This is a genomic window from Gemmata obscuriglobus, from assembly GCF_008065095.1.
Taxonomy (GTDB): domain Bacteria; phylum Planctomycetota; class Planctomycetia; order Gemmatales; family Gemmataceae; genus Gemmata; species Gemmata obscuriglobus.
In genome coordinates, this window is the sequence record NZ_CP042911.1 from 343314 (window position 1) to 363450 (window position 20137).

General features: G+C 68.4%; 17 protein-coding genes. 7 read left to right on the forward strand and 10 right to left on the reverse strand.

Annotation, left to right across the window (positions count from 1 at the left end):
* The first annotated feature begins 126 nt into the window (after positions 1-126).
* Positions 127-1692 (forward strand): HD domain-containing phosphohydrolase, encoded by a 1566-nt coding sequence (locus tag GobsT_RS01495; RefSeq protein WP_010040100.1) that lies wholly within the window; start codon positions 127-129, stop codon positions 1690-1692.
* Positions 1693-1811: 119 nt separating this feature from the next.
* Here GobsT_RS01495 and GobsT_RS01500 read toward each other — a convergent pair whose 3' ends face one another.
* Positions 1812-2687: a DUF6263 family protein gene (locus tag GobsT_RS01500; protein ID WP_010040097.1), complete on the reverse strand. Its 876-nt coding sequence runs from the start codon at positions 2685-2687 to the stop codon at positions 1812-1814.
* 303 nt (positions 2688-2990) lie between these two features.
* Here GobsT_RS01500 and GobsT_RS01505 point away from each other — a divergent pair, with 303 nt between their 5' ends.
* A complete protein-coding gene (locus GobsT_RS01505) occupies positions 2991-3971 on the forward strand; it encodes a Gfo/Idh/MocA family protein (RefSeq protein ID WP_010040094.1) in 981 nt (326 codons plus the stop codon).
* Between the two features lie 49 nt (positions 3972-4020).
* Positions 4021-4953 (forward strand): aldo/keto reductase, encoded by a 933-nt coding sequence (locus tag GobsT_RS01510; RefSeq protein ID WP_010040092.1) that lies wholly within the window; start codon positions 4021-4023, stop codon positions 4951-4953.
* A gap of 133 nt (positions 4954-5086) precedes the next feature.
* Here GobsT_RS01510 and GobsT_RS01515 read toward each other — a convergent pair whose 3' ends face one another.
* Both GobsT_RS01515 and GobsT_RS01520 read right to left on the reverse strand, forming a co-directional pair.
* Entirely contained in the window at positions 5087-5335 is a 249-nt protein-coding gene (locus GobsT_RS01515) for a hypothetical protein (protein ID WP_109571351.1), read from the reverse strand.
* A 191-nt stretch (positions 5336-5526) separates the two neighbouring features.
* Positions 5527-6987 carry a tetratricopeptide repeat protein gene (locus GobsT_RS01520; protein WP_010040091.1) on the reverse strand — a complete coding sequence of 487 codons (1461 nt, stop codon included), beginning with the start codon at positions 6985-6987 and terminating at the stop codon, positions 5527-5529.
* A gap of 96 nt (positions 6988-7083) precedes the next feature.
* Here GobsT_RS01520 and GobsT_RS01525 point away from each other — a divergent pair, with 96 nt between their 5' ends.
* A complete protein-coding gene (locus GobsT_RS01525) occupies positions 7084-8079 on the forward strand; it encodes an L-threonylcarbamoyladenylate synthase (RefSeq protein WP_010040089.1) in 996 nt (331 codons plus the stop codon).
* A gap of 146 nt (positions 8080-8225) precedes the next feature.
* Here the strand turns inward: GobsT_RS01525 and GobsT_RS01530 are convergent, their stop codons facing one another.
* Both GobsT_RS01530 and GobsT_RS01535 read right to left on the reverse strand, forming a co-directional pair.
* Complete coding sequence (locus tag GobsT_RS01530) at positions 8226-9845, reverse strand: hypothetical protein (RefSeq protein WP_010040088.1); 1620 nt, start codon at positions 9843-9845, stop codon at positions 8226-8228.
* Between the two features lie 4 nt (positions 9846-9849).
* The gene (locus GobsT_RS01535) at positions 9850-11064 is read right to left on the reverse strand and encodes a DegT/DnrJ/EryC1/StrS family aminotransferase (RefSeq protein WP_010040087.1); all 1215 of its coding nucleotides are present in this window, start codon (positions 11062-11064) and stop codon (positions 9850-9852) included.
* A gap of 46 nt (positions 11065-11110) precedes the next feature.
* Here GobsT_RS01535 and GobsT_RS38580 point away from each other — a divergent pair, with 46 nt between their 5' ends.
* Complete coding sequence (locus tag GobsT_RS38580; RefSeq protein WP_010040085.1) at positions 11111-11899, forward strand: hypothetical protein; 789 nt, start codon at positions 11111-11113, stop codon at positions 11897-11899.
* Between the two features lie 35 nt (positions 11900-11934).
* Positions 11935-13038, forward strand: a complete 1104-nt coding sequence (locus GobsT_RS38585; protein ID WP_010040084.1) for a hypothetical protein — start codon at positions 11935-11937, stop codon at positions 13036-13038.
* 35 nt (positions 13039-13073) lie between these two features.
* Here GobsT_RS38585 and GobsT_RS01550 read toward each other — a convergent pair whose 3' ends face one another.
* Together GobsT_RS01550 and ilvN are read right to left on the reverse strand one after the other, a co-directional pair.
* Positions 13074-13379 carry a hypothetical protein gene (locus GobsT_RS01550; RefSeq protein ID WP_010040082.1) on the reverse strand — a complete coding sequence of 102 codons (306 nt, stop codon included), beginning with the start codon at positions 13377-13379 and terminating at the stop codon, positions 13074-13076.
* Between the two features lie 59 nt (positions 13380-13438).
* Positions 13439-13945: an acetolactate synthase small subunit gene (gene ilvN / locus GobsT_RS01555; RefSeq protein ID WP_010040078.1), complete on the reverse strand. Its 507-nt coding sequence runs from the start codon at positions 13943-13945 to the stop codon at positions 13439-13441.
* Between the two features lie 490 nt (positions 13946-14435).
* Here ilvN and GobsT_RS01560 point away from each other — a divergent pair, with 490 nt between their 5' ends.
* Complete coding sequence (locus tag GobsT_RS01560; protein ID WP_010040076.1) at positions 14436-16655, forward strand: methyl-accepting chemotaxis protein; 2220 nt, start codon at positions 14436-14438, stop codon at positions 16653-16655.
* Between the two features lie 445 nt (positions 16656-17100).
* Here the strand turns inward: GobsT_RS01560 and GobsT_RS01565 are convergent, their stop codons facing one another.
* The 3 genes from GobsT_RS01565 to GobsT_RS01570 form a co-directional block, all read right to left on the reverse strand.
* The gene (locus tag GobsT_RS01565) at positions 17101-18519 is read right to left on the reverse strand and encodes a sulfatase family protein (RefSeq protein WP_010040073.1); all 1419 of its coding nucleotides are present in this window, start codon (positions 18517-18519) and stop codon (positions 17101-17103) included.
* A gap of 277 nt (positions 18520-18796) precedes the next feature.
* Positions 18797-18961 (reverse strand): hypothetical protein, encoded by a 165-nt coding sequence (locus GobsT_RS37395; protein ID WP_157506716.1) that lies wholly within the window; start codon positions 18959-18961, stop codon positions 18797-18799.
* Between the two features lie 81 nt (positions 18962-19042).
* The gene (locus GobsT_RS01570) at positions 19043-19981 is read right to left on the reverse strand and encodes a DUF1559 domain-containing protein (RefSeq protein WP_010040068.1); all 939 of its coding nucleotides are present in this window, start codon (positions 19979-19981) and stop codon (positions 19043-19045) included.
* Positions 19982-20137 lie beyond the last annotated feature (156 nt).

Consider the following 20137-nt stretch of genomic DNA (forward strand, 5'->3'; position numbering starts at 1 on the left):
TGCCAGGTAAAGAACGCGACGTTTCGGCATTTCGCCTCCCCCGTTTCGTCGATCCGCGTGGTACACTCGGTTTAATCACGTCGGAAAATAGAACCGGTCCCGGTGGTCCGGTGAAGGAGCAGGGCCGTGAAACGTCCCCTTCGGTTGCGAGGCCTGAGCGGCGAAATCAAGGGGCAGGTGTGGGAGTCGGACACCCAGCTCCGGGCCGGCCGCATCGGGACCCTCGAGATCGTCCTGGACGACAGCTCCGTCAGCCGCCGCCACGCCGAGGTGCTGCACGGGGACGACGGCTGGTACGTCCGCGACGTGGGCAGCACCAACGGCACGTATGTCAACGGCGTCCGCATCGGGCCGGGCGAGCAGCCGCTCAAATCGCGCGACATCGTCCAGTTCGGTAAGGTGGCGGTGATCGTCGAGCTGACCGACGGGGTTGAGGGGCCGCCCTCGAACCAGCACGTCGTCGCGGCGGCGGTGTCGAGCTTCGACGAGGGCATCCGGCGGCTCGCCTACGACCGCAACCACATGCCGCGGGCCGGCGAGCAGATGCTCGCGCTGCTCCGCGCCGGGCACCACTTCGTCAACACCCAGAGCGAGGACCAACTGCTCGACGCGGTGCTCAACGACGCGGTCAGCGTGCTCGAGGCCCAGCGCGGGGCGATCGTGCTGGCCGAGAGCGACGGCCCGGAGCCGAAGATGCGGCTCCGGGCGCTGGCGGTCGGCCAGGGCGAGCCCCCGGGGCGGTTCCACTACTCGAAGAAGCTGACCCAGCGGTGCTTCGCCAGCGGCGTGTCGCTGCTCTACAGCACGCTCACCGGCGACGAGGAGTCGAAGGTGACGCAGAGCATCGCCGACGGGGCGATGGCGAGCGTGCTGTGCGTGCTGCTGCGCACCCCGCGCAAGCGGCTGGGCGTGCTGCACCTGGACCGCAGCTTCTGGCAGAACCCGTTCACCGAGGACGATCTGCACCTGGCCGACGCCCTGGCCGCGCACGTGTCCGCGGCGATCGAGAGCGCCCAACTGCTGCGGCGCCAGAAGGAGCAGTTCCAGAAGACGGTCACGGTGCTGGCGCAGGCGGTCGAGCTGCGCGACGACTACACCGGCAACCACACGCAGCGGGTCACCCGGTACGCGACGATGCTGGGCGAGAAGCTGGGCCTGCCCGAGGACCAGATCGAACTGATCCGGATCGGCGGGCCGCTCCACGACATCGGCAAGATCGGCATCGACGACGCCATCCTGCGCAAGCCGGGGCGGCTCACCGGCGACGAGTACGAGCTGATGAAGAAGCACACGACCAAGGGCGCGGAGATCCTCTCCTCCATTCCCGAAATGGGGCCGATCATTCCCATCGTGCGGAGCCACCACGAGCGGTGGGACGGGGGCGGCTACCCGGACGGCTTGGCGGGCGAGGGGATTCCGCTCCTGGCGCGGGTGGTGGCGGTGGCGGACGCGTTCGACGCGATGACCTCGAACCGCCCGTACCACGAGAACAAGAAGGGGAAGCCCCCGTCGTGGGCGTTCGGGGAGGTCGAGCGCCAGGCCGGCAAGCAGTTCGACCCGACGGCCGCGGCGGCGTTCGTGAGCATCCGCGACGACATCGTCCGCGCGATGGGCGAGTTGATCCCGGGCAGCGAGGTCGAGACCCCGGAGCCGGTCACCGTCACCGGGTTCATTCACGACCCGCGGGGGTGATTAGTAATTCGGAACGCGCAATTCGGAATGCGGAGTGAAGCAAGGCCCCCGCCGACTAAAGCCGTCGCTTCAGTCGGCTTAGTTTTCTGTGTTCATTCCGAATTCCGCGTTCCGAACTACTAATCGCGGACCGGGTTCTTGTCGCTCAGCTCGACCTTCGTGGTCGCCTTCTGGTCGATCTCCGCATCCACCTGCTGGTTCATCACCTCGATCGTCATCGTGCCCTTCAGCTTCATGGACGTGGACGACGATTTGAGGCGGCCCGCCTTCAGGTCGAACAGGATGGTGCCCTTCACTTCGTCGCTCTTGATGTCGGCGCTCACGACCTTGAACGGCAGCGCGTCGCCGCCCTCGCCCGTTTTGAACGTCACGTCGCCGGTCGTCTTCAGGGTCGCCACGTCGCCCGACACGCCGTCGAGGGCGAACTGCGTCTTGTTGGTCAGCTCGCCCAGGCCCGCCAGCGGCACCTTGTCGGTCCGGCTCCACTTGTCGCCGACGGCTGCCTTTTCTTTCGGCGAGCCGACGAACACCTGGCTGAACATGAGCTTCACGGCGGTCTCGGGCATCACCGCCTGGAACACCTTCTTCATCCCGTCGTCGCCGTCGCTGAGCTGGTTGAGGAACTTGTCGTAGCCTTCGAGCTTCTTCAGCTCGAAGCCCTTATCGAAGGTCGCGGTGAGGCTGGCGCCCTTGAACCGGTCGGTGAGCCCGCCGCCGTTCCCGAGCGCGCCGTCCATCGTCATCTTCGTGTAGGTCATCTTCACCTCGAACCCGCCCCCTTTGACCGATTTGGCCTCGAACTTCGCCACCGTCGTGGTGGTCATCTTCTGGTTCACCGTCTGGCCCATCACCTTGATGGCCTGGTCGATCTCCTGTGTGGTGGTGGCGTAGAACGAGTCGCCCTCTTTGAGGGACCACTTGAGGCTCACGGGGTCAGCCGCCGTGGTCGGTGCGACCAGCAGAACCAGGGCGACAAAGGCGGACGCGGTGCGCATGACGGTCTACTCCGGGCGAAACGAAGCGGCACCGACCACTTTACCCGTGGCCCGGCGCGTGCGGCAAGCGCCGACCCGCGCGGCGCGTTCGTCGGGCGCTCGGGGCGGCCGCACACGCGCCCCCATCGCGACCCGCGCCGGCGCTGGAACGGGTTCACCACTGCGCCGCGGCGGCCACGGAGAACGGGAACGCGCTCCAACTGTACGGCCCTTGGTGTGCCGTGTGCCCGGCGGCCGCCGCGGGGCGCTTGCTCCGCACCGGGCGCGTGACTACAACTCACACGCACCCCTCCGGAGCATTTCATGCCAATTACGAAAGAAACGATCGGCGTCGGGCTCATCGGCGCCGGCGACATCTCCGTTCTGCACGCCGCCGCGATCAAGAAGTGCCCCGGCGCCAAACTGGTCGGGCTGTGGAACCGCAACCAGGACCGGGCCAACCAGCGGGCCAAAGAGTTCGGCTGCAAGAACTACGCCTCGCCCGAGGAGCTCGTCGCCGATCCCAACATCGACGCCGTCTTCGTGCTCACCAACCTCGAAACGCACCTGGAGTACACCGTCCAGTCGCTCGGGATGGGCAAGCACGTGCTGGTCGAGAAGCCGGTGGGCGTGACGGTCGCCGAGATCGAGCGCATGAAGGCGCTCGCCGGGGCCAAAGACCTGGTGTGCATGCCGGGGCACAACTACGTCTACGAAGGCGGCATGGTGCGCACCCGCGAGCTGGTGGACAACGGCGACCTGGGCAAGATCGTCTCGGCCTACGTCATGTACAACATCCACCACCCGGAAGACGTGGCGTCGCGGTACCCGGGCGTCGTCCGGCAGATCCTGACGCACCACTCGTACATCATGCTCTACCTGGTCGGCAAGCCGGTCGAGCTGTGCGCGATGAAGGCGACGCTGCACTACAAGGAGTACAAGGAAGAGGACATCGCGATGGTGCAGATGCGGCTGCACAACGGGGCGCTCGCGCACTTCTGCGCGAGCTTCGCGGCCGACGACCACGCGGCCGACCCGTGGACGGTCATGGTGAAGGTGATCGGCACCGCGGGCAGCACCCGGTACAGCTACCGGGACCACGTCGAGATCAAGCCGGGGCTGGTCCACAGCCAGACCTACACGGCGTACCAGGGTTCCATCACCAACGAGGTGCGGCACTTCCTGATCGACTGCCTGCGGATGGGGCAGAAGCCGCTCAGCACGCTCGACGACGCCATCACCGCGCAGAAGATGATTGAGGCCGCCGAGAAGAGCATCGCGGAAAAGAGCGTCGTGAGTTTGTAATGCCTTTTTGCCCGCGCCGATCTGCGGGTGAACCTCTCCGGAGTTTCTCATGGAACGTCGCCCGCTCGGCACAACGGGCCTCTCCGTGTCCGCCCTGGGGCTCGGCGGGGCCGCGTTCGGCCAGCAGTACGGGGCCGTGTCCGACGCGGAGATCACCGACTGCGTTCGCACCGCCATCGACGCCGGCGTGAACCTCATCGACACCGCCGCGTACTACGGCCGGGGGGCGTCCGAAGAGTTCCTCGGCCGCGCGCTCGAAGGCGGCTGGCGCGAGAAGGTCTTCGTCTGTACGAAGGCCTGCCGGCTCGACCGGGCCGTGTTCGACTTCACCCCGGAAGGAACACGGAAGTGCGTGGAGGGGTCGCTCAAGCGGCTCCGCACCGAGTGCGTCGACGTTCTGCTGGCCCACGACATCGAGTTCGCGACCGATTACGAGTACGTGTTCAACGAGACGTACCGCACGCTCCATGACCTGAAAAAAGAAGGCAAGGCGCGGTTCATCGGGATGTCGTGCTACCCGCTCGGGCTGCTAAAACAGGCCGCCGAGCGGTGCGCTCTTGATGTGGTCATCTCTTACGCGCACGGTCACCTGGCTGACACGACCCTGGTGACCAAGTTCCTGCCTGCCGCCGCGGCGCACGGGGTCGGGGTGATCAACGCCAGCCCGCTCGCGATGGGGCTGCTCACGAACCAGGGGCCGCAGCCGTGGTTCCCGGGACCGCCGGAACTGATCGCGACGTGCCAACGGGCCGCTGAGCTATGCCGCTCGCGTGGCACGGACATCGCGTTTCTGGGGATGCAGTTCGCGTTCGGGCTGAAGCAGGTGCCCTGTACGCTCACGGGGGCGGCGCGCCGGAGCGAGTTGGAGGTTAACCTGAAGGCGATGAGCACGCCGATCGACGAATCGCTCCTGGCCGAAGTGCTGGAGGTACTGGCGCCCGTGCGCGACCTGACGTGGAAATCGGGCAACTGGACGGGCTGAGTTTTCCCCCTGGGACCGCGGCCGTCCCGGCCGCTTTGCTCCGCGAAGCGGATCGCATCAGCGCGTTTTGGCCAACCGTTTCTTCTGCCCAACAGCGAAAGCGGCCGGGACGGCCGCGGTCCCAGGGAAAGACTCAACCCTCGCGAATCTCAAGCGCCACCGCCCCGAGCGGCGCCTCCGACGCAACCACCAACGCCACTTCGTTGCGGGGCGCGAGCCGCGCGGTTATGTCTGCCGCGAACGAACCGGCAGTTGCGAGCGTACCCACCAGCACGCCGTTTACAGTCACTTCCCCCGATCCGGGAACGTGCTCGCACACGAGCCAAACGCGCTCGTTCGGGTCGAGCGTGCGGGGGCGTCCGAACTTTCGGGAGTGACGCACGGTGCCGTCCGCCGAGGCGACTTCCCACGGCGGGCCAAGACGAATTGTGTGCATGGCTGATTTGAAGGAGATGCAAGAAAGCCGTTTTGACAGGATTAACAGGATGGACAGGATGTGAAAGACAGTAAGCAGCTTTGCCTTTCACATCCTGTCCATCCTGTTAATCCTGTCAAAATGTTCTCCCACTTCGGTCACGCGGACTGCGTCCGATCGTGCCACTCGTCGAGCAGCTTGCCGATGTTCTTGAAGGCGAAGTCGAGGTTCGCCAGTTCGTGCCCCAGGTCCAGCGCGCGGGCCAGGTCGCCGTTCTCCGCGGCGCCGGTAGCGAGTTGGTACAGCAGCTCCTTTTTCACCGGCTCCTCGGACTCGGGCACGCCGGTCAGCCCTTCCTCGAAGTTCCGCTGCGCGAGCCGCCAGTTGTTCCGTTTCTTGAAGCACAGCCCGAGGTACAGTGCGGCCCGCCACTTGAGGCGGTCGTCGCGCCGGGCCTGCTGAAGCTCGGCGATCGCCTCGTCGATCTGGTCCGCCTTTAGCAGCCGCGTCCCGAGTTCGATGCGGTGGCCTGGCTCGTTGGGGAACCGGTCCGCCCGGACCCGGTACAGCTCGATCTCGCGCGACAGCACTTCCTTCTGGAGCTTCGCGCGGAGGGCGGCGAGTTCCGCCTCGGTCATCTCCTCGTCGGTTCCGGTGTCGGTGTCGTCGGCGGACCGGGCCTTCAGCTTCTTGAGCCGCGCGTCCGCGTGTTCGAGGTTCTTGCGCACCGGGGCGAGGTCGAGTTCCATGAGTTCCAGTTGGACCTGGAACGCGTTACCGGTCGGTCCGAGCCCCTGCTGGAGGACGGCCCGGGCGCGGTCCTCCTGGCCGCCGCGGCGGTACACCGCGGCCAGTTGCAGGTACAGGCTCGGCTCGGTCGGGTCGGCGGCGATGCGGGTCAGCAGCGGCCCGGCCTCGCGGGTCAGCCGGTCCGCCTTCTCGGTCGCGCGCGACTCGATCCGCCCCACCACCGGCGACTCCTTCGTGCCGGCCGCGGCCTGCTCGTAACCGCCCTTCTGGATCGTGGCGTTGGCGGCGAGGTCCTTCGCCTTGTGCTGCGCTTCCACGTCGCTCGGGCTGGCCTCGCGGACCAGTTGCCAGAGGATCATCGCCTTCTGGAAGTCGCCGCGCTTCTCGAACAGCCGCGCCAGGGCGCGGTTCAGGGTGGCGTCCTTGGGGTGCTTTTGGCGCGCCTGGTCGAGCGAGAACACCGCGAGGTCCGACAGCCCCAGCGCGTCGAACGCCTCGGCCATGTCCATCTGGGCGCCCAGGTCCCACGGGTTGCGGCACAGCACCTGCTCGCCGTGCTCCAGGGCCTTCAGGTACTCGCGGTTGCGCTTCGCGGTGCGGAGCTTGGCCTTCCACCGCGGGGTGGTGAGGAACGCGAACCGGCTGCCCCGCAGGTTGTCTCCGTATTTGGCCTTCTGCGTCTCGCGGAGCTGCTTCCGGTAGTGGAAGTTGGCCGGGTCGAGCTTGCAGCAGGTGAGCAGCAACTGGATGGCGTAGTCGTATCCGCCCTCCGCGAGCAGCTCCTTGGCCTTGGCGAAACTCTGGACCGCGATGCGCTTCTGCTCGGCGTTGGGCGCCGGGACCGGACTCGCGGACGGTTGTTCGGGCATGGCGCTGGCCTTCTCGTGCGTAGCGGCGGCACCGCGCAGGGTCTGGGAACCGCGTACCATGATGTTGTACCACAAAGGAGAGGGGGAAACTGCGCCTTGGAAACGAGCGTTCTGAAAGTCGACCCGACGAACCCCGAATCCGACGTGATCGGCCGCGCCGCGGCGGTCGTCCGCTCGGGCGGCCTCGTTGCTTTTCCCACCGAAACGGTGTACGGCCTCGGCGCGAACGGGCTGAGCGCCGCGGCGGTCGCCGGGATCTTCGAGGCGAAGGGGCGCCCGTCCACGAACCCGCTGATCCTGCACGTTTCAGACGCGTCCGAGGTTCTAAACGTGGCCGCGGCGTGGCCCGCGACCGCGCAGACCCTTGCGGCCCGGTTCTGGCCGGGGCCGCTCACCCTCGTCGTTCCGAAGCGCGACAGCGTACCGAACATTGTAACCGCCGGCGGCCCGACTGTGGCGGTGCGGTGCCCGAATCACGCGGTCGCCCGCGCCTTGATCCGCGCGGCGGGCGTTCCACTGGCGGCCCCGAGCGCGAACCGGAGCACCGAACTTTCGCCGACGCGCGCCGAACACGTCCTGAAGGGCCTAAACGGGCGCATCGCGATCGTGTTGGATGGCGGCCCGTGTTCCGGCGGGTTGGAATCGACCGTGGTTGATGTGACGGGTGAAATCCCGCGCGTGTTGCGCCCGGGCCTCATCACGGTTCCGATGCTCGAAGCGGTGTGCGGGCGCGTCGAGGTGGGAACAAAAAGCGAAGGCGTGGCCCGCGCCCCGGGTCAGATGGTGAAGCACTACAGCCCGCGCACGCCGCTGGTGCTGGTTGACAGAGCCGACGAGGCGGAACGGGCGCGTGCCGCTGCCAGCCGCCTCGGACTTCGGGCCGTGGTTGTCGGTTTCGATTTACCTCTCACTGCGGCCTCGATGTACCGCGCGATGATGTTCGAGCCCGATCAGTATGCGGCCGACTTGTACGCGGTTCTGCACGAACTCGATAACGGCCGGTACGACCAGATCGTCGTCGAGATGCCCCCTGACACGCCAGAGTGGGCGGCCGTGCGCGACCGGCTCACCCGCGCCGCGGCGCGCGAGTGAGCTCCGATCCGGTTGATGTGAGTGGGGCATGTGCCCGGCGCCGCGGCGCGGCCCTCTGGGCCTCTTTAGACGCCAGCGGGTCGGTTCGGCTCCGCGGGGACTCGTGGCTCACTCCCGGCGCCGGCACTCCGCAACCGGACCCGGTGTCACTTCCCGTCCAGGTCCGCCTGCACCGCGTGCAGGATCTCCTTTGTGGCGTCGTTCTGCACGAGGGCCACGAGCTTGAGGTTTTTCAGCGCGAGCGGCCGGGCGCCGCGCGGGAACGGGCTCTCCGACTTCGCGAAGTCGTCCAGGTACTTCACCAGCGACGCCTTCACCGCCTCGGGGTCGATGGCCACCGCCTGCTCGTGGTCCTTCTTCGCCAGCGCGAACCCCTTCGCGCCGCCCGGCATCGCGCGCACCACCATGTGATGATACCGGATGCCGTTCCCGCCGGTGTACCGGACCCGCTCCTCCACGAGGGCGAACCGCAGCCGCACCTTCTCACCCGGGGCCTCCAGGTCCGACACCTTCGCCTTGGCCTCGAAGGCCCCCTTCTCGCCCTTCGTCACCGCGAGCGACAGCTTCACACCCGCGGGCTTTTCGAGCAGGTCGTCCAGGGTCGTGCGGAACTGCTTGTAGAACTTCTCCGAGTCGGCCGCGGCGCCGCCGGAGGCGGTGCCGAGCTTCCCGCTGATGAACAGGGTGGGGGCGCCGCGGATCTGGTCGCCGTAGTACTCGGCGCGGTCCATCCCGTCCGGGCTGGTCAGCGGGTCCGGGCCGGGGACGTGGAAGTGGTACTGGAGCAGGACCACGTCCGCCGGCTTGTACGCCTTCAGCAGCCCGTCGAACGCGAGGTCCACGCCCACGCACGGCGGGCACTCGGCCCCGGTGAACACCTCCACCACGGCCGCCCGGTCCGACTTCGCCTTTCGGCCGGCGAACGGCTCGGCCTTGAACGGCGGGCTGGTCTTCGAGTACTCGACGAAGTCGCGCAGCTCGAGCTTCGTCAGTTGCGCCTGGTACGTTTTGGCGTCGTCGGGCTTCCCGGCCTTCTGGAGCGTGCGCACCAGCGCCTCCAGCACCTCGATGCGGGCGGCGGCGGTGTCGTCGTCGGTGAGGAGCCGCTCGGCGCGCTTCGCCTGGGCCACCGCCAGGTCCGCGAGCCCGGCCTGGTCGGCGAGCAGTTCCACCGTGCGGAGCGTGACCTCGCGCTCCCACCGCGGGCCGAACAGCGCGGCCGACTTGTTCACCCGCTCCACCACCCCGCGCACCTCGCCCGCCGGCACCTTCTTGTCGGCCGCCTGCGCGAGCACCTGGAACGCGGCGTTGAACAGCTCGGGGCCGTCGTCGGTCTGGGCCAGCGCCTCGCGGGCCACCTCGAACGGGTCGGTGAGCTTCGCCAGCTTGGTCGGGTACAGGGTCGTCAGTTGCAGCCGGCCGCCGACCACCGACAGCGACCCGTTGAGCTTCTTCTTGTCCTTGGTCAGTTGGCCGTCGAAGTTGACGATCTCGCGGTCCGTGACGCCGAGCGTGAACGACACCCGGTCGCCGCTGACGCTCACCCCGGTGACGGCCGGCTTGATCTTCAGCTCGTCCGACGCGCCGAGGTACTCGGCGGTCCACTTCCCGTCCTTCTCGGCGAACGAGATCAGCATGGTGGTCTCCTCGCCGCGGGAGATGGGGAGCGTGAGCTTCCAGTTCCCGGCGGGCGGGGCCGGGTCGGCGCCGCGACCGAGGCCCGCCGCGCAGATCAGCGCGGCGAGGACGAGGAGTGTACGGGGCATGAGGTCAGCTCTCGGGGTCGGGAGTGGGGGCGGGGCGGTTCAGTTCGTCCCGGTAACGATACACCTTCGCCACCGCCTCCGCCACTTGGCGGACGTCGGCCGGGGCGAGCGACAGGACCGGGTGGTGCAGCACCACGCACCGCGCGTGTGCGTCGGCGGCGTGGTCGAGGGCGCCGGCGGCGCGGAATCGCGACGGGGAGCGCCCCACGTGGAGCGCCTTGAAGCCGGCGTCGAACGCGACGCCCTCGGCGCGCAGCGCCTTGGCGAACAGTTCGCGCGACAGCCCGAAGGCGGCCGGGTCGTACTGGAGCCCGAGTTTGTAGAAGGCCGGGAGGTTCGGGCCGGCGCCCAGCGGCGCGAGGGGGGGGAAGGGCAGACCTACCCCCCCCGGACCGCTCCCTCCAGTGGCGCGAAGGGGGGGAGGGCTTTGGAACAGTTCCCGCACGCGCTTCGCGCGCCACGCCGTGGCCTCGTGCAGCTTCCGCAACTGTGGTCGGAGGGCCGCCGCTTGTAACTCGCTGAGCGGCGCGAGTTGCTGCACCCCGCGGTTCAGGTGCCCCTTCGCGCGCTGGAAAAGGGCTGGGTCCGCGAACAGCAACGCGCCGCCGCGCCCGGCGGTGAGCAGCTTCGAGCCGCCGAAGCTCAGCGTGCCGATGTCCCCCCAGGTGCCCGCCGGCCGCCCGTCGAGCACCGCGCCCGGCGCCTGCGCCGCGTCCTCGATCACCCCGACACCGCGGGGCCGGGCGAGGGCGAGCACGGCGGGCACGTTCACCAGTCCGCCGTGCAGGTGCGAGCAAAGGACCGCCTTCGTGAGAGGCGTGAGCGCGGCTTCGAGCTTCGTTTCGTCGAGCTGCCAGTTGTCCGGCCGCACGTCCACCAGCACCGGTTTCGCGCCGAGGGCGTGGACGGTCAGGAAGTTGGACTCGTAGTCGTAGGCGGCCATCGCCACCTCGTCGCCCGGGCCGACCCGCAGCGCGCGGAGCCCCACCTCGACGGCTAGGGTGCCGGTGGCGCACGTCAGCGCGTGCGGGACGCCGTGGAAGGCGGCCAGCTCTGCTTCCAGTGCGCAGACGTGCTCGCCGCGGTACTGGCCCCACGCGCCCGACGCGACGGCGGCGTACAGTGCGGTCTGAACGTCCGGATCTGGGAGCGGCCACGGCGGCGGCCCGTCGGGCCGAATGGGGGTACCGCCGAGCAGTGCGGGTAGTTCGGAACGCATGAGTTCAGGTATACTGGAACAGGTTCCGCGAACCGAAGGCGCGCCCGTGGCCACCGAAATTCATCCCCAGCCCGCCTGGGGCACCGCCCACAACCCCGACGTGCTGTTGAACCTGGTCTGGCCCCGCCCGCTGGCACACCAGGCGCAGACCGCGCTCCCGAGCCTGTCCCCGCCGCTGGTGCGGCGGCTGCGGCTGTACGGGGTCGCGTGCGCCCGGATGGTATGGGATGTGCTACCCCCCGACGCGCGGAACGCGGTCCTGCTGTCCGAGCGGGCCGCCGACGACCCGGCGGCGGAGGCGGCCCTGCGGGCCGCGGCGGTGCGGATGAGCTACGGGCCGACCACCTTCCGGCAGCAGGCGACCAACGCGGCCGGGTGGGCGTCAGCCGGGCGGTTCGCCGCCCCGCCTCGGGCCACCGGGCCGCAGCGCCCCGTCTGGAACCCGGTGGAGGCGGCGCGCGAGGCCGCCAAGGCGCTCGCGACCCGCGCCGCCGGCCCCGCGCCGGCCGGCGGGAGCCCCGTCTCGAAGGCGTGGCAGGCGGCGTGGAACCGCGCGTTCTCGGCCGCCCGCGGGCACCAGGCGGAGCTGGTCCGCGACATCTTCCCGCCCCCGCAGTACGCGCGCCCGTTTTCGCCCGAGTGGCGGACCGACACCGTGACCGCCCTCGCCCGGCAGATGGACGGCAGCGGCGACTTCTCCGCCGTGCCCATTCTGGCCGACGCCCTGCAAGACGCCGGCTGCACGGACGAAGTGATGTTGGGGCGGTGCCGCGCGCCGTCCGGCGCCCACGGCCGCGGGAACTGGGTAGTGGATTCGGTACTGGGTCGGGAGTAGGTTAACAGCCCGCGAGCCGTCAGGTTCCCACCGATATGAATGAAACAAGCTGGCAGACCGGCGCCGACGGCGAAGAGATGCTGGAGTTCGTCGCCGACCGGCTGTCGCCCCGCCAATGGCTGCTGGCGTCGGCGGCGTACGCCCGCCGGCTCTGGGACGCGCTGCCCGACGGCCCGCTCCGTCAGGCCATCGACGCCGCCGAACTCGCACTCGAACCTCTGAGCGCGAAAGAGCGCAACACGTGGCTCAAGAAGATCGACGCCGCGGTACCCGACGCCGTGAGCCGCGCGCAGGCGATCCAGCACGCGATCGTGAAGCCCGCCGACCCGGACGCCGCCACGGTCGCGGACCCGGTGCTGAGCAAGCCGAACCAGGCGGCGCCGTCGTTCCCACTGTTCCAGGCGGCCAGCCGGCACGCCGCGAACGCGATCGAGGGCATCGGCGAGGCGGTGACCGAGGCCGCCGCGGCGGTGCGCGTGCTGTTCGAGGAGCCTGGCGCCGAGATGCTGGAATCGATCCGACCGCTCGTCGAGCAGGCCGCCGCCACCCGCACCCGGGCCAACACGTCGGCGAACAACGCCCTGCGGCTGAAGGGCGAGGGCGACGAGCACGCGGACCGGTCCGCGGGGGTGAAGAACAAGGGCCGGGCGGAGGCCGAGGCGCTCGAGATCGTGCGCAAACTGGAAGAGGGCAAGGGGAAGAGTCAGGACGACGAACTCGAGTCCGAGATGAAGCGCGAGCGGGCCGCGGCGAAGCAGCTCGCGCGGGTGCTGCGCGAGATCGTGGGCAACGCGTTCAAGCCGCCGCGGTTCGAGCCCGCCTGGCGCACGGATGAGGTGGCAGCGCTGGCGCAGACGATTTACGAGGAGCGGGCCTTCGAGCGGATGGTGGCGCTGGCCGACGCGCTCCTGGACGCCGACTGCGACGAGGAGGCGATCCTCCGCCACTGCCGCGGCACGGAGGTCGGGGTGAAGGAGCCGCCCCAGCACCTCCGCGGGTGCTGGGTGCTGGAGCTGATCCTGGGCCGCTACGCCCCGTTGCCCGCGCCGAAGCCGGGCAAGAAGCCCAAACCGAAGCGAGACCCGTTCGACGACTTCTTCGACCTGAAGTCGCTCCGCGGTAAAGACCCGTTCGCGTGACGCCCGAACCGGTCGGCCGCGGCGGGCGTCACGCGTCAGGCGCGTTCGATTTTGGTGTTCTCGTCGATGCTGATGGACGCGAGTTCGCCGTTCGGCTTGGTGAACCGCACCACCGGAACCACGAGATCGTCTTCCTTCACGCGCTCGGTGGTGATGCCGGTTTGCAGGTACGCCAGCCCGCGGAACTCGCCGCCGGCCTCCGCGGCCCACTTCTTCGCGCCGACGCGGACGGTCTGCGTCACCTTGATCTTGTCGCCCGGCTGCAGCGCGCGGAGCAACTCGACCACCGCCGGGTCGAGCCGGCGGGTCGGGAGGACGATCTTCTCGGGTGCGGTGCTCATTTCGTGCGGGTCCCAAGTCGGAAAGTCACGATCGCAACGCCGATCGGTCGGCCGCGGGCTCAGGTCCCTTCCGCCGCGACGGGCGGCTTCGCCTCGCCCCGGACCAGCGCGATGCGCCCGGTGCGGGCCAGGTCGAGGATGCCGTAGGGGCGCATCAGTTCGATGAACGCCTCGACCTTCCCCTCGGTGCCGCTGATCTCGATCAGCACGTTGTTGTGCTGGATGTCCACCACCCGGCCGCGGAAGCTCTCGGCGAGCTGGAACACTTCCGGGCGCTGCGGCGAGGCGCACTTCACCTTGATCAGCATCAGGTCGCGCTCGACGAAGTTCTCCGAGCTGATGTCGTCGACGCGGACGACGGTGACGATCTTGTCGAGCTGCTTCCGCACCTGATCGAGCACCTGGTCGTCGCCGTGAACGACGAACGTCATGCGCGACAGGTTGTGCGTCTCGGTCTCGCCGACGGCGAGGCTGTCGATGTTGAACCCGCGCGAGTGGAGCATCCCGGCGACGGTCGCCAGAACGCCCGGTTGGTTCTGCACCAGAGCGGAAAGCACGTGCCGCATGGATCAAACGCCCCCCGGAGAGAAAACCGTTGCGGAGATGATGATACGGAGCGGGCGGGTCGGAACCTACCCCCCACTTCGCCGAGCCGGTGTCGGGAGGCCGCATCCGCCCCGCACTCGTCACCCGAACGGCAGGCGGCGCCGGATCGGACGCGCGCCCGCATATGAGATGCCTGTTCGAGTGTCTTTGGGGGCCGCACAAAAATTTACCAGGTGTCAAACGATAAGAGTGATGCGGCGGCACTCGAAAAGCCCAACGTGTGGGCTGAAGCGGGAGAATGCGTGTCAGGTATTCTCCGCATTCCGCTCCGTTTTGCGCCTCTCACCCGCAGCGCTCCTAGTTGTTCGGATGCTAGGTTTGCTCGCCGGCGATGTGCCGGCTGGCCGCATCGAAGTTGGGGTGCCGCCGGCTCGGTTGCGCCGCGGCTCCGACGAAACGACTCGTCACGCACCGCTTTTGCTCGACGCGAAAGGCCCAGAGGCTCCGCCCATGTCCAGTTCTCACCGCGGGATGCTCAACAGCATTAGCATCAGTCACTTGCTCGTCGGCGGGCTCCTGCTGCTTGCTGCCATCTGCCTGGTGGAGGGTGTGTGCGGTCTGACGGTCGCGAGCGACATCAACAAATCGCAAGAGAGTTCCAACAACGACCTGATACCGTCGATCTGCGCGCTAACCGACGCGCGGGGCAAAGGGGTCAACAACGTTCAGCGGACCGAGCGGACCCTGATCATGGCGACCCGGAGCAAGAACGAGCCCGTCCAGCGCCAGGCCCGACAGGACCTGGAGCGGGCGTGGAAGGACCTCCAGACCGCCATGACGTGGTACGAGTCGCTCCCGATGACCGACCGGGAGCGGCAGCTCTGGGGCGACTTCCGCACCGGCCTGGAGGAGTTCCGCCGGCACTACAGTGCGACCCTGGACGCGCTGGGCGCCGGCGACGTGGATCGCGCGGAGGCCCTGTGCCTCGACCCCGCGCCCGGGGTGCGGCTGAACAACTCGCTGAACGAGTTAATTGACGTTCACTACGGCGCCGCCAAGGAGCACACCGTTCGTGCGCGCGAGCAGTATCAAGCGGCCCGGAGCCAGCTCCTCACCGCCGCCGCCGTTGCGGTCCTCGTCGCGCTCGGGATGGCGGCCTTCTTCCACCACCAAATCGTTCCCCCGCTGGCCGCCAACGTGCGCGTCTTGCGGGCTGTGGCCGCGGGCGACTACAGCCAGCGGGCGCCGGTGACGGGGGGCAACGAGTTCGGCCAGATGGCCGCCGCCCTGAACGCCGCCTGCGACACCCTGCACGCGAACATGACGCGGATGGCCCAGCTCGGCGCGCTGGTGGAGCAGTCACCGCTCAACGTGCTGTTCGCCGACCGGGACTGCACGATCCGGTACGCGAACCGGGCCACGGTGCAGACGCTCCGGCGGCTGGAGCAGTACCTGCCGGTCAAGGCGGACGAGATGGTCGGCAAGTCGATCGACATCTTCCACAAGCGCCCCGAGCACCAGCGGCGGCTCCTGGCCGACCCGAGCACGGTCCCGCCGAAGACGCTCATCCAGGTCGGCCCCGAAACGCTCGAGCTCTGCGTCAGCCCGGTCTTCGACCAGGACCGAACGCACCTGGGGACGATGGTCTCCTGGTCGATCGTGACCGAGCGGCTCGCGCTGGAAAAGCAGGTGAGAGACAACGCCGAGCGGGAGCACGCGGCGGCGGCCGAGCTGGAGCACAAGATGAGTTCGATCATGGCCGTCGTCAGCGCGCTGGCGGACGGCAACTTCACGTCGTCGGTGCCGGACCTGGGGACCGACGACGTGGGCCGGATGGCTCAGGAACTGAACAAGGCGATCGTGTCCGTGCGGACCGCCCTGGAGGGGGTGCGGGAGGTGGCCGAGCAACTCGCCGACGCGTCCGGGCAGTTGTCCGCGGCGAGCGAAGAGATCTCCACCGGCGCCCAGGAGCAGGCGAGCAGCCTCGAAGAGACGGCGTCCACCCTGCAGGAGATCACGTCCACCGTGCGGCAGAGCGCGGACAGCGCGCAGCAGGCCCGGCAGTTGGCGAGCGGGTCCAAGGAGGTGGCCGAGAAGGGCGGGAGCGTGGTGAGCAGCGCGGTGGACGCCATGGGCGAGATCAACGAGTCGAGCAAGAAGATCGCGGAGATCATCACGACCATCGACGAGATCGCGTTCCAGACCAACCTGCTGGCCCTGAACGCGGCGGTGGAGGCGGCCCGGGCCGGGGAGCAGGGGCGCGGGTTCGCGGTGGTGGCCACCGAGGTCCGCAACCTGGCCCAGCGCTCGGCCACCGCCGCCAAGGAGATCAAGAGCCTGATCAACGACAGCGTGAAGAAGGTGGACGCGGGCACCGAGCTCGTCAACAAGTCCGGCGACACACTGGCCGAGATCGTCACCAGCGTCAAGCGGGTCACCGACATCGTCACCGAAATCGCGTCCGCGAGCCGCGAGCAATCGACGGGCATCGAGCAGGTGAACAAGGCGGTGGCCCAGATGGACACCGTCACCCAGCGGAACGCGTCGCAGACCGAGGAGATGAGCGCCACCGCCCAGACCCTCACCGATCAGGCCGGTCAGCTCCAGGACCTGGTGTCCCGGTTCACGCTCGACGGCGCGCCGGGTGCGGGCCGACCTTCGGCCCCCGCCGCGCGGTCCCGGACGGCACCGGCGCGCAAGAACGGCCGCCCGGCGGTTCACCGCCGTTAGAGTAGCCTCGGCGGGTTTGCCGAGTTCTGGCTGTGTTCGTTTCTTGTGGCACAGACACTCTTCAGCAGTTGCCACGGTGGTTGAGCGGCGCGGTTTCGGTGACAATGGGTTGTGCTGCCAACCCATTGAGCGGAGTTCGCCATGCGCCGTTCCCGATGTACCGCCGTCGCGGTGCGGAGCCAACACGCCTGGGCGGGGCGTTGGCCGACGTGCTGCACCGGACCGACGGCCCGTCGGTGACCCGGGTGGCGGTGGCCCGGTGCCGGGTCATCGGCACACACTGGGGCTCACCGGGATGCGCCCCGGCGACACATCCGACACCCGGTGTACCGGCTGCTGTTGGTCAGGGTGAGCCTGCGGATCCGCGCGTGGTGGATGACCGGAGGCACCGGTGCACGCGCCACCACCTGCTGGGACCCCATCACCAGAACCACGCGACCCGGCGTCACTTCGCGTCGGTCGAGCCGAGTTCCTTGCGCAGCGCCGCCATCTTCTCCTGAAGCTCCTTCACCGTCCCCTGGAACGCCGGCCGGTTCGCGAGGTTCACCCGCTCCTCGGGGTCTTTCTCCAGGTCGTACAACTCGTAAGCGTCTTTGAACTTGAACGGCGGGTCGTAGTAGTGGATCAGCTTCCACTTCGTGGTGCGGACGCCGCGCTGCTTCTCCACGTTGTGCGACGGGTCCGGGAACTCGAAGTACTCGTAGTACCAGGCCTCGCGCGGGGCCATTTCCGGCGGCAGCGGTCCCGCCGGGGGCAGGCGCGCGAACGGTAAGACGCTCCGCCCCTGCATCGCCTTCGGCGGCGCCCCGCCCGCCAACTCCAGCACCGTCGGCGCGATGTCGGGGTTGATGACCATCGCACCCGGCTGTGAGCCGGGCGGCACGCAGTCCTTCGCCAGCGCCTTGGGGACCTTTAACAGCAGCGGGACGCGGACCGACGGCTCGTGCATGAACCGCTTGTCGAACCGCTGCCACTCGCCCAGGAAGAAGCCGTTGTCGGACGTGTACATCACCGCGGTGGTGTCCGCGATCTTCTGCTCGTCCAGCGTGTTCAGCACCTTGCCGACGTTGTCGTCCACGCCGGTGATGCACCGCGCGTAGTCGCGGATCATGCCGTCGTAGTCCTTGGTGTCCGGGTACTGCCCGATCATGTTGGCGGCCTGGAGGAACGCCCGCGGCTTGCCTTGCCCGGGGTCGTCCCAGAGGGCCGGCTTTTTCACCGCCGCGCCGGCGTACAGGTCCTTGTGCCGCGCCGCCGGCTGCCACGCCCGGTGCGGCGATTTGAAGAACAGGAACAGCGCGAACGGCTTGGCGCGGGGCTTCTTCACCCACGCGAGCGCCTTGTCGGTGACCACGTCGTCGATCCAGCCGTCGTAAGGTTTGTCGGGGCCGATCTTCCCGTCCGGCCCGCTCTCCGCGATCAGGGGCTTCAGGTAGTTGCCCTGCCCCTGGAAGCCGAAGTAGTAGTCCCACGTCTTGTCGCGGAAGTGACCCGGAACGTGTGACTTCCCGCAGAACGCCACCTCGTACCCGAGCTTCCGCAGCTCGTCGGGGAGCCACGGGGCGTTGGGGTTGAGCGTCGTGCCCATGTTGTCGCGGACGCCGTTGAGGTGCGAATACTGACCGGTCATCAGGGTCGCACGGCTCGGGGCGCACAGCGCGTTCGTCACGAACGCGTTCGTGTAGCGAAAGCCCTCCTTCGCGATCCGGTCCATGTTGGGCGTTTTCAGGAACGGGTGCCCGGCGCACGACATGTAGTCGTGCCGCTGGTCGTCGGTCATCATGACGACGATGTTCGGCCGGTCGGCCGCGAGCGCGGGTGCCGCAAGCACCACGAGCGCGAGTGCGGGCAGGATCGAGCGCATATCGACTCCGGGAACCGTAATCAGGGCCGCTGCGGTTGTTCAGGGGCGGTGCCCGTGCCACCTGCTCCGATGCGGCGAGCCCGAGTGTATCGCGGCGCGAGCCGGGGCACACGGCGAATCGCTTTTTCGCCCGTTGTGTGGAAGGAGTTGGTTCGGTGCTTCGACGGCGAAAGTGCAAGAGCGTCGCGGTGAGGTGCCCGGCTGGCGGTACGCCCGCGGGTGTCGCGCGGAGAACGGACCGGGCGCCGGCCGCGAGCACTCCGCGGCCGGAGGAAGTTCACTTCTTCGGGGCCGGGAGGCGGCCGCCCTTCTTGGCTCCGGCGCCGGAGTCCTGAACCGGTGGCGCGTTCACACCGGCTGCCGGTGCCGGGTCGGAGCCGCCGCACCCGGACAGAGCGGCCGCGCCGACCACACACGCGAGAACTAGTAAAGCCGTCCTCATAGCGTCGTCTCGAAAGGAGCAATACGGAAACGAAATACCGCCCCGTGGCCCGATGCCACGGGGCGGCACGAGCGGTTACACTTAGTTCAAGGTGAACACTTCGCCGCCGGACCGCGTCGAGAGCATCGGCAGGATGCCGTTGTTCGCATACGTGACCATCCGGGCCGACCCGTCGGCCATCAGGAACTGTGACCCGGCCCCGTGGAAGCTCCAGTAGTGGGCCGCGTCACACCCGACGTTCGGGTTACCACGTTGGAGCCCGACCTTGAGAGACATGTTCGTCGTGTCACAGCCGTAACTACCGTTGAAGTAGTTCGCGATGGCGACATCGTTCGAGGTCATCACGCAGTCGCCGTTGCCCCGGCCGTCGTACCCGTAGGCTGCGAACCACCACCCGAACTCCAGGTTCGAGTTCGGCGGCCGCTCGCCGACCAGGAGGGTGTTGCTGGTCCCGTCCGTGATCCCCACCAGCGTGATCTTCGAGCCCATGTACAGCACCCCGTCGTTGGACGTCGAGGTGGTGCCGGAGTTCCCCAGGTACCCGGTCAGCGCCTGGTCGACGTTGAGGCCGGCGGACGCGCCGGGGTACGACACCGGGCCGCGCGAGTCGGCCGGGCACGTGTACAGCTTCATCTTCAGGGCCGCGGTCGGGTTGTTCCAGGAGTACGTGTTCGACGCGGTCTGCCAGGCTTTCGCCTGCTTGTAGGCGTTGTCCTGCTCCATGTACGGCAGGATGTAGCCCTGCCACGACCACGCCCCCTCGTACGGGGACACGCCGGCGTTCGCCCACGGCGACTGGCCCTGCGGGAGCGCCTGGTTGGCGTCGTGGAACGCGTGCAGCGCGATCCCCATCTGCTTCAGGTTGTTGATGCACTGGGTGCGGGCCGCGGCCTCGCGCACCTTCTGCACGGCGGGCAGCAGCAGCCCGATCAAAATGGCAATGATGGCGATAACGACCAACAGCTCGATCAGCGTGAACCCGGCGCGACGGCGCCCATTCCTTGAAAAGGAACGATTCATGACGAGTCTCCGCGAGCCACGCGTCGAAGGGAGAAGAATGACGGCGCGGCTCGACCCACCGGCGTTGAACCGGCAGACTAGGGTAAGAAAGATTGGACTGTTGAGCGATGAGAGAGCGGGCTTCACCACGAGACGCGAGTATGCCTCGGGTAATAA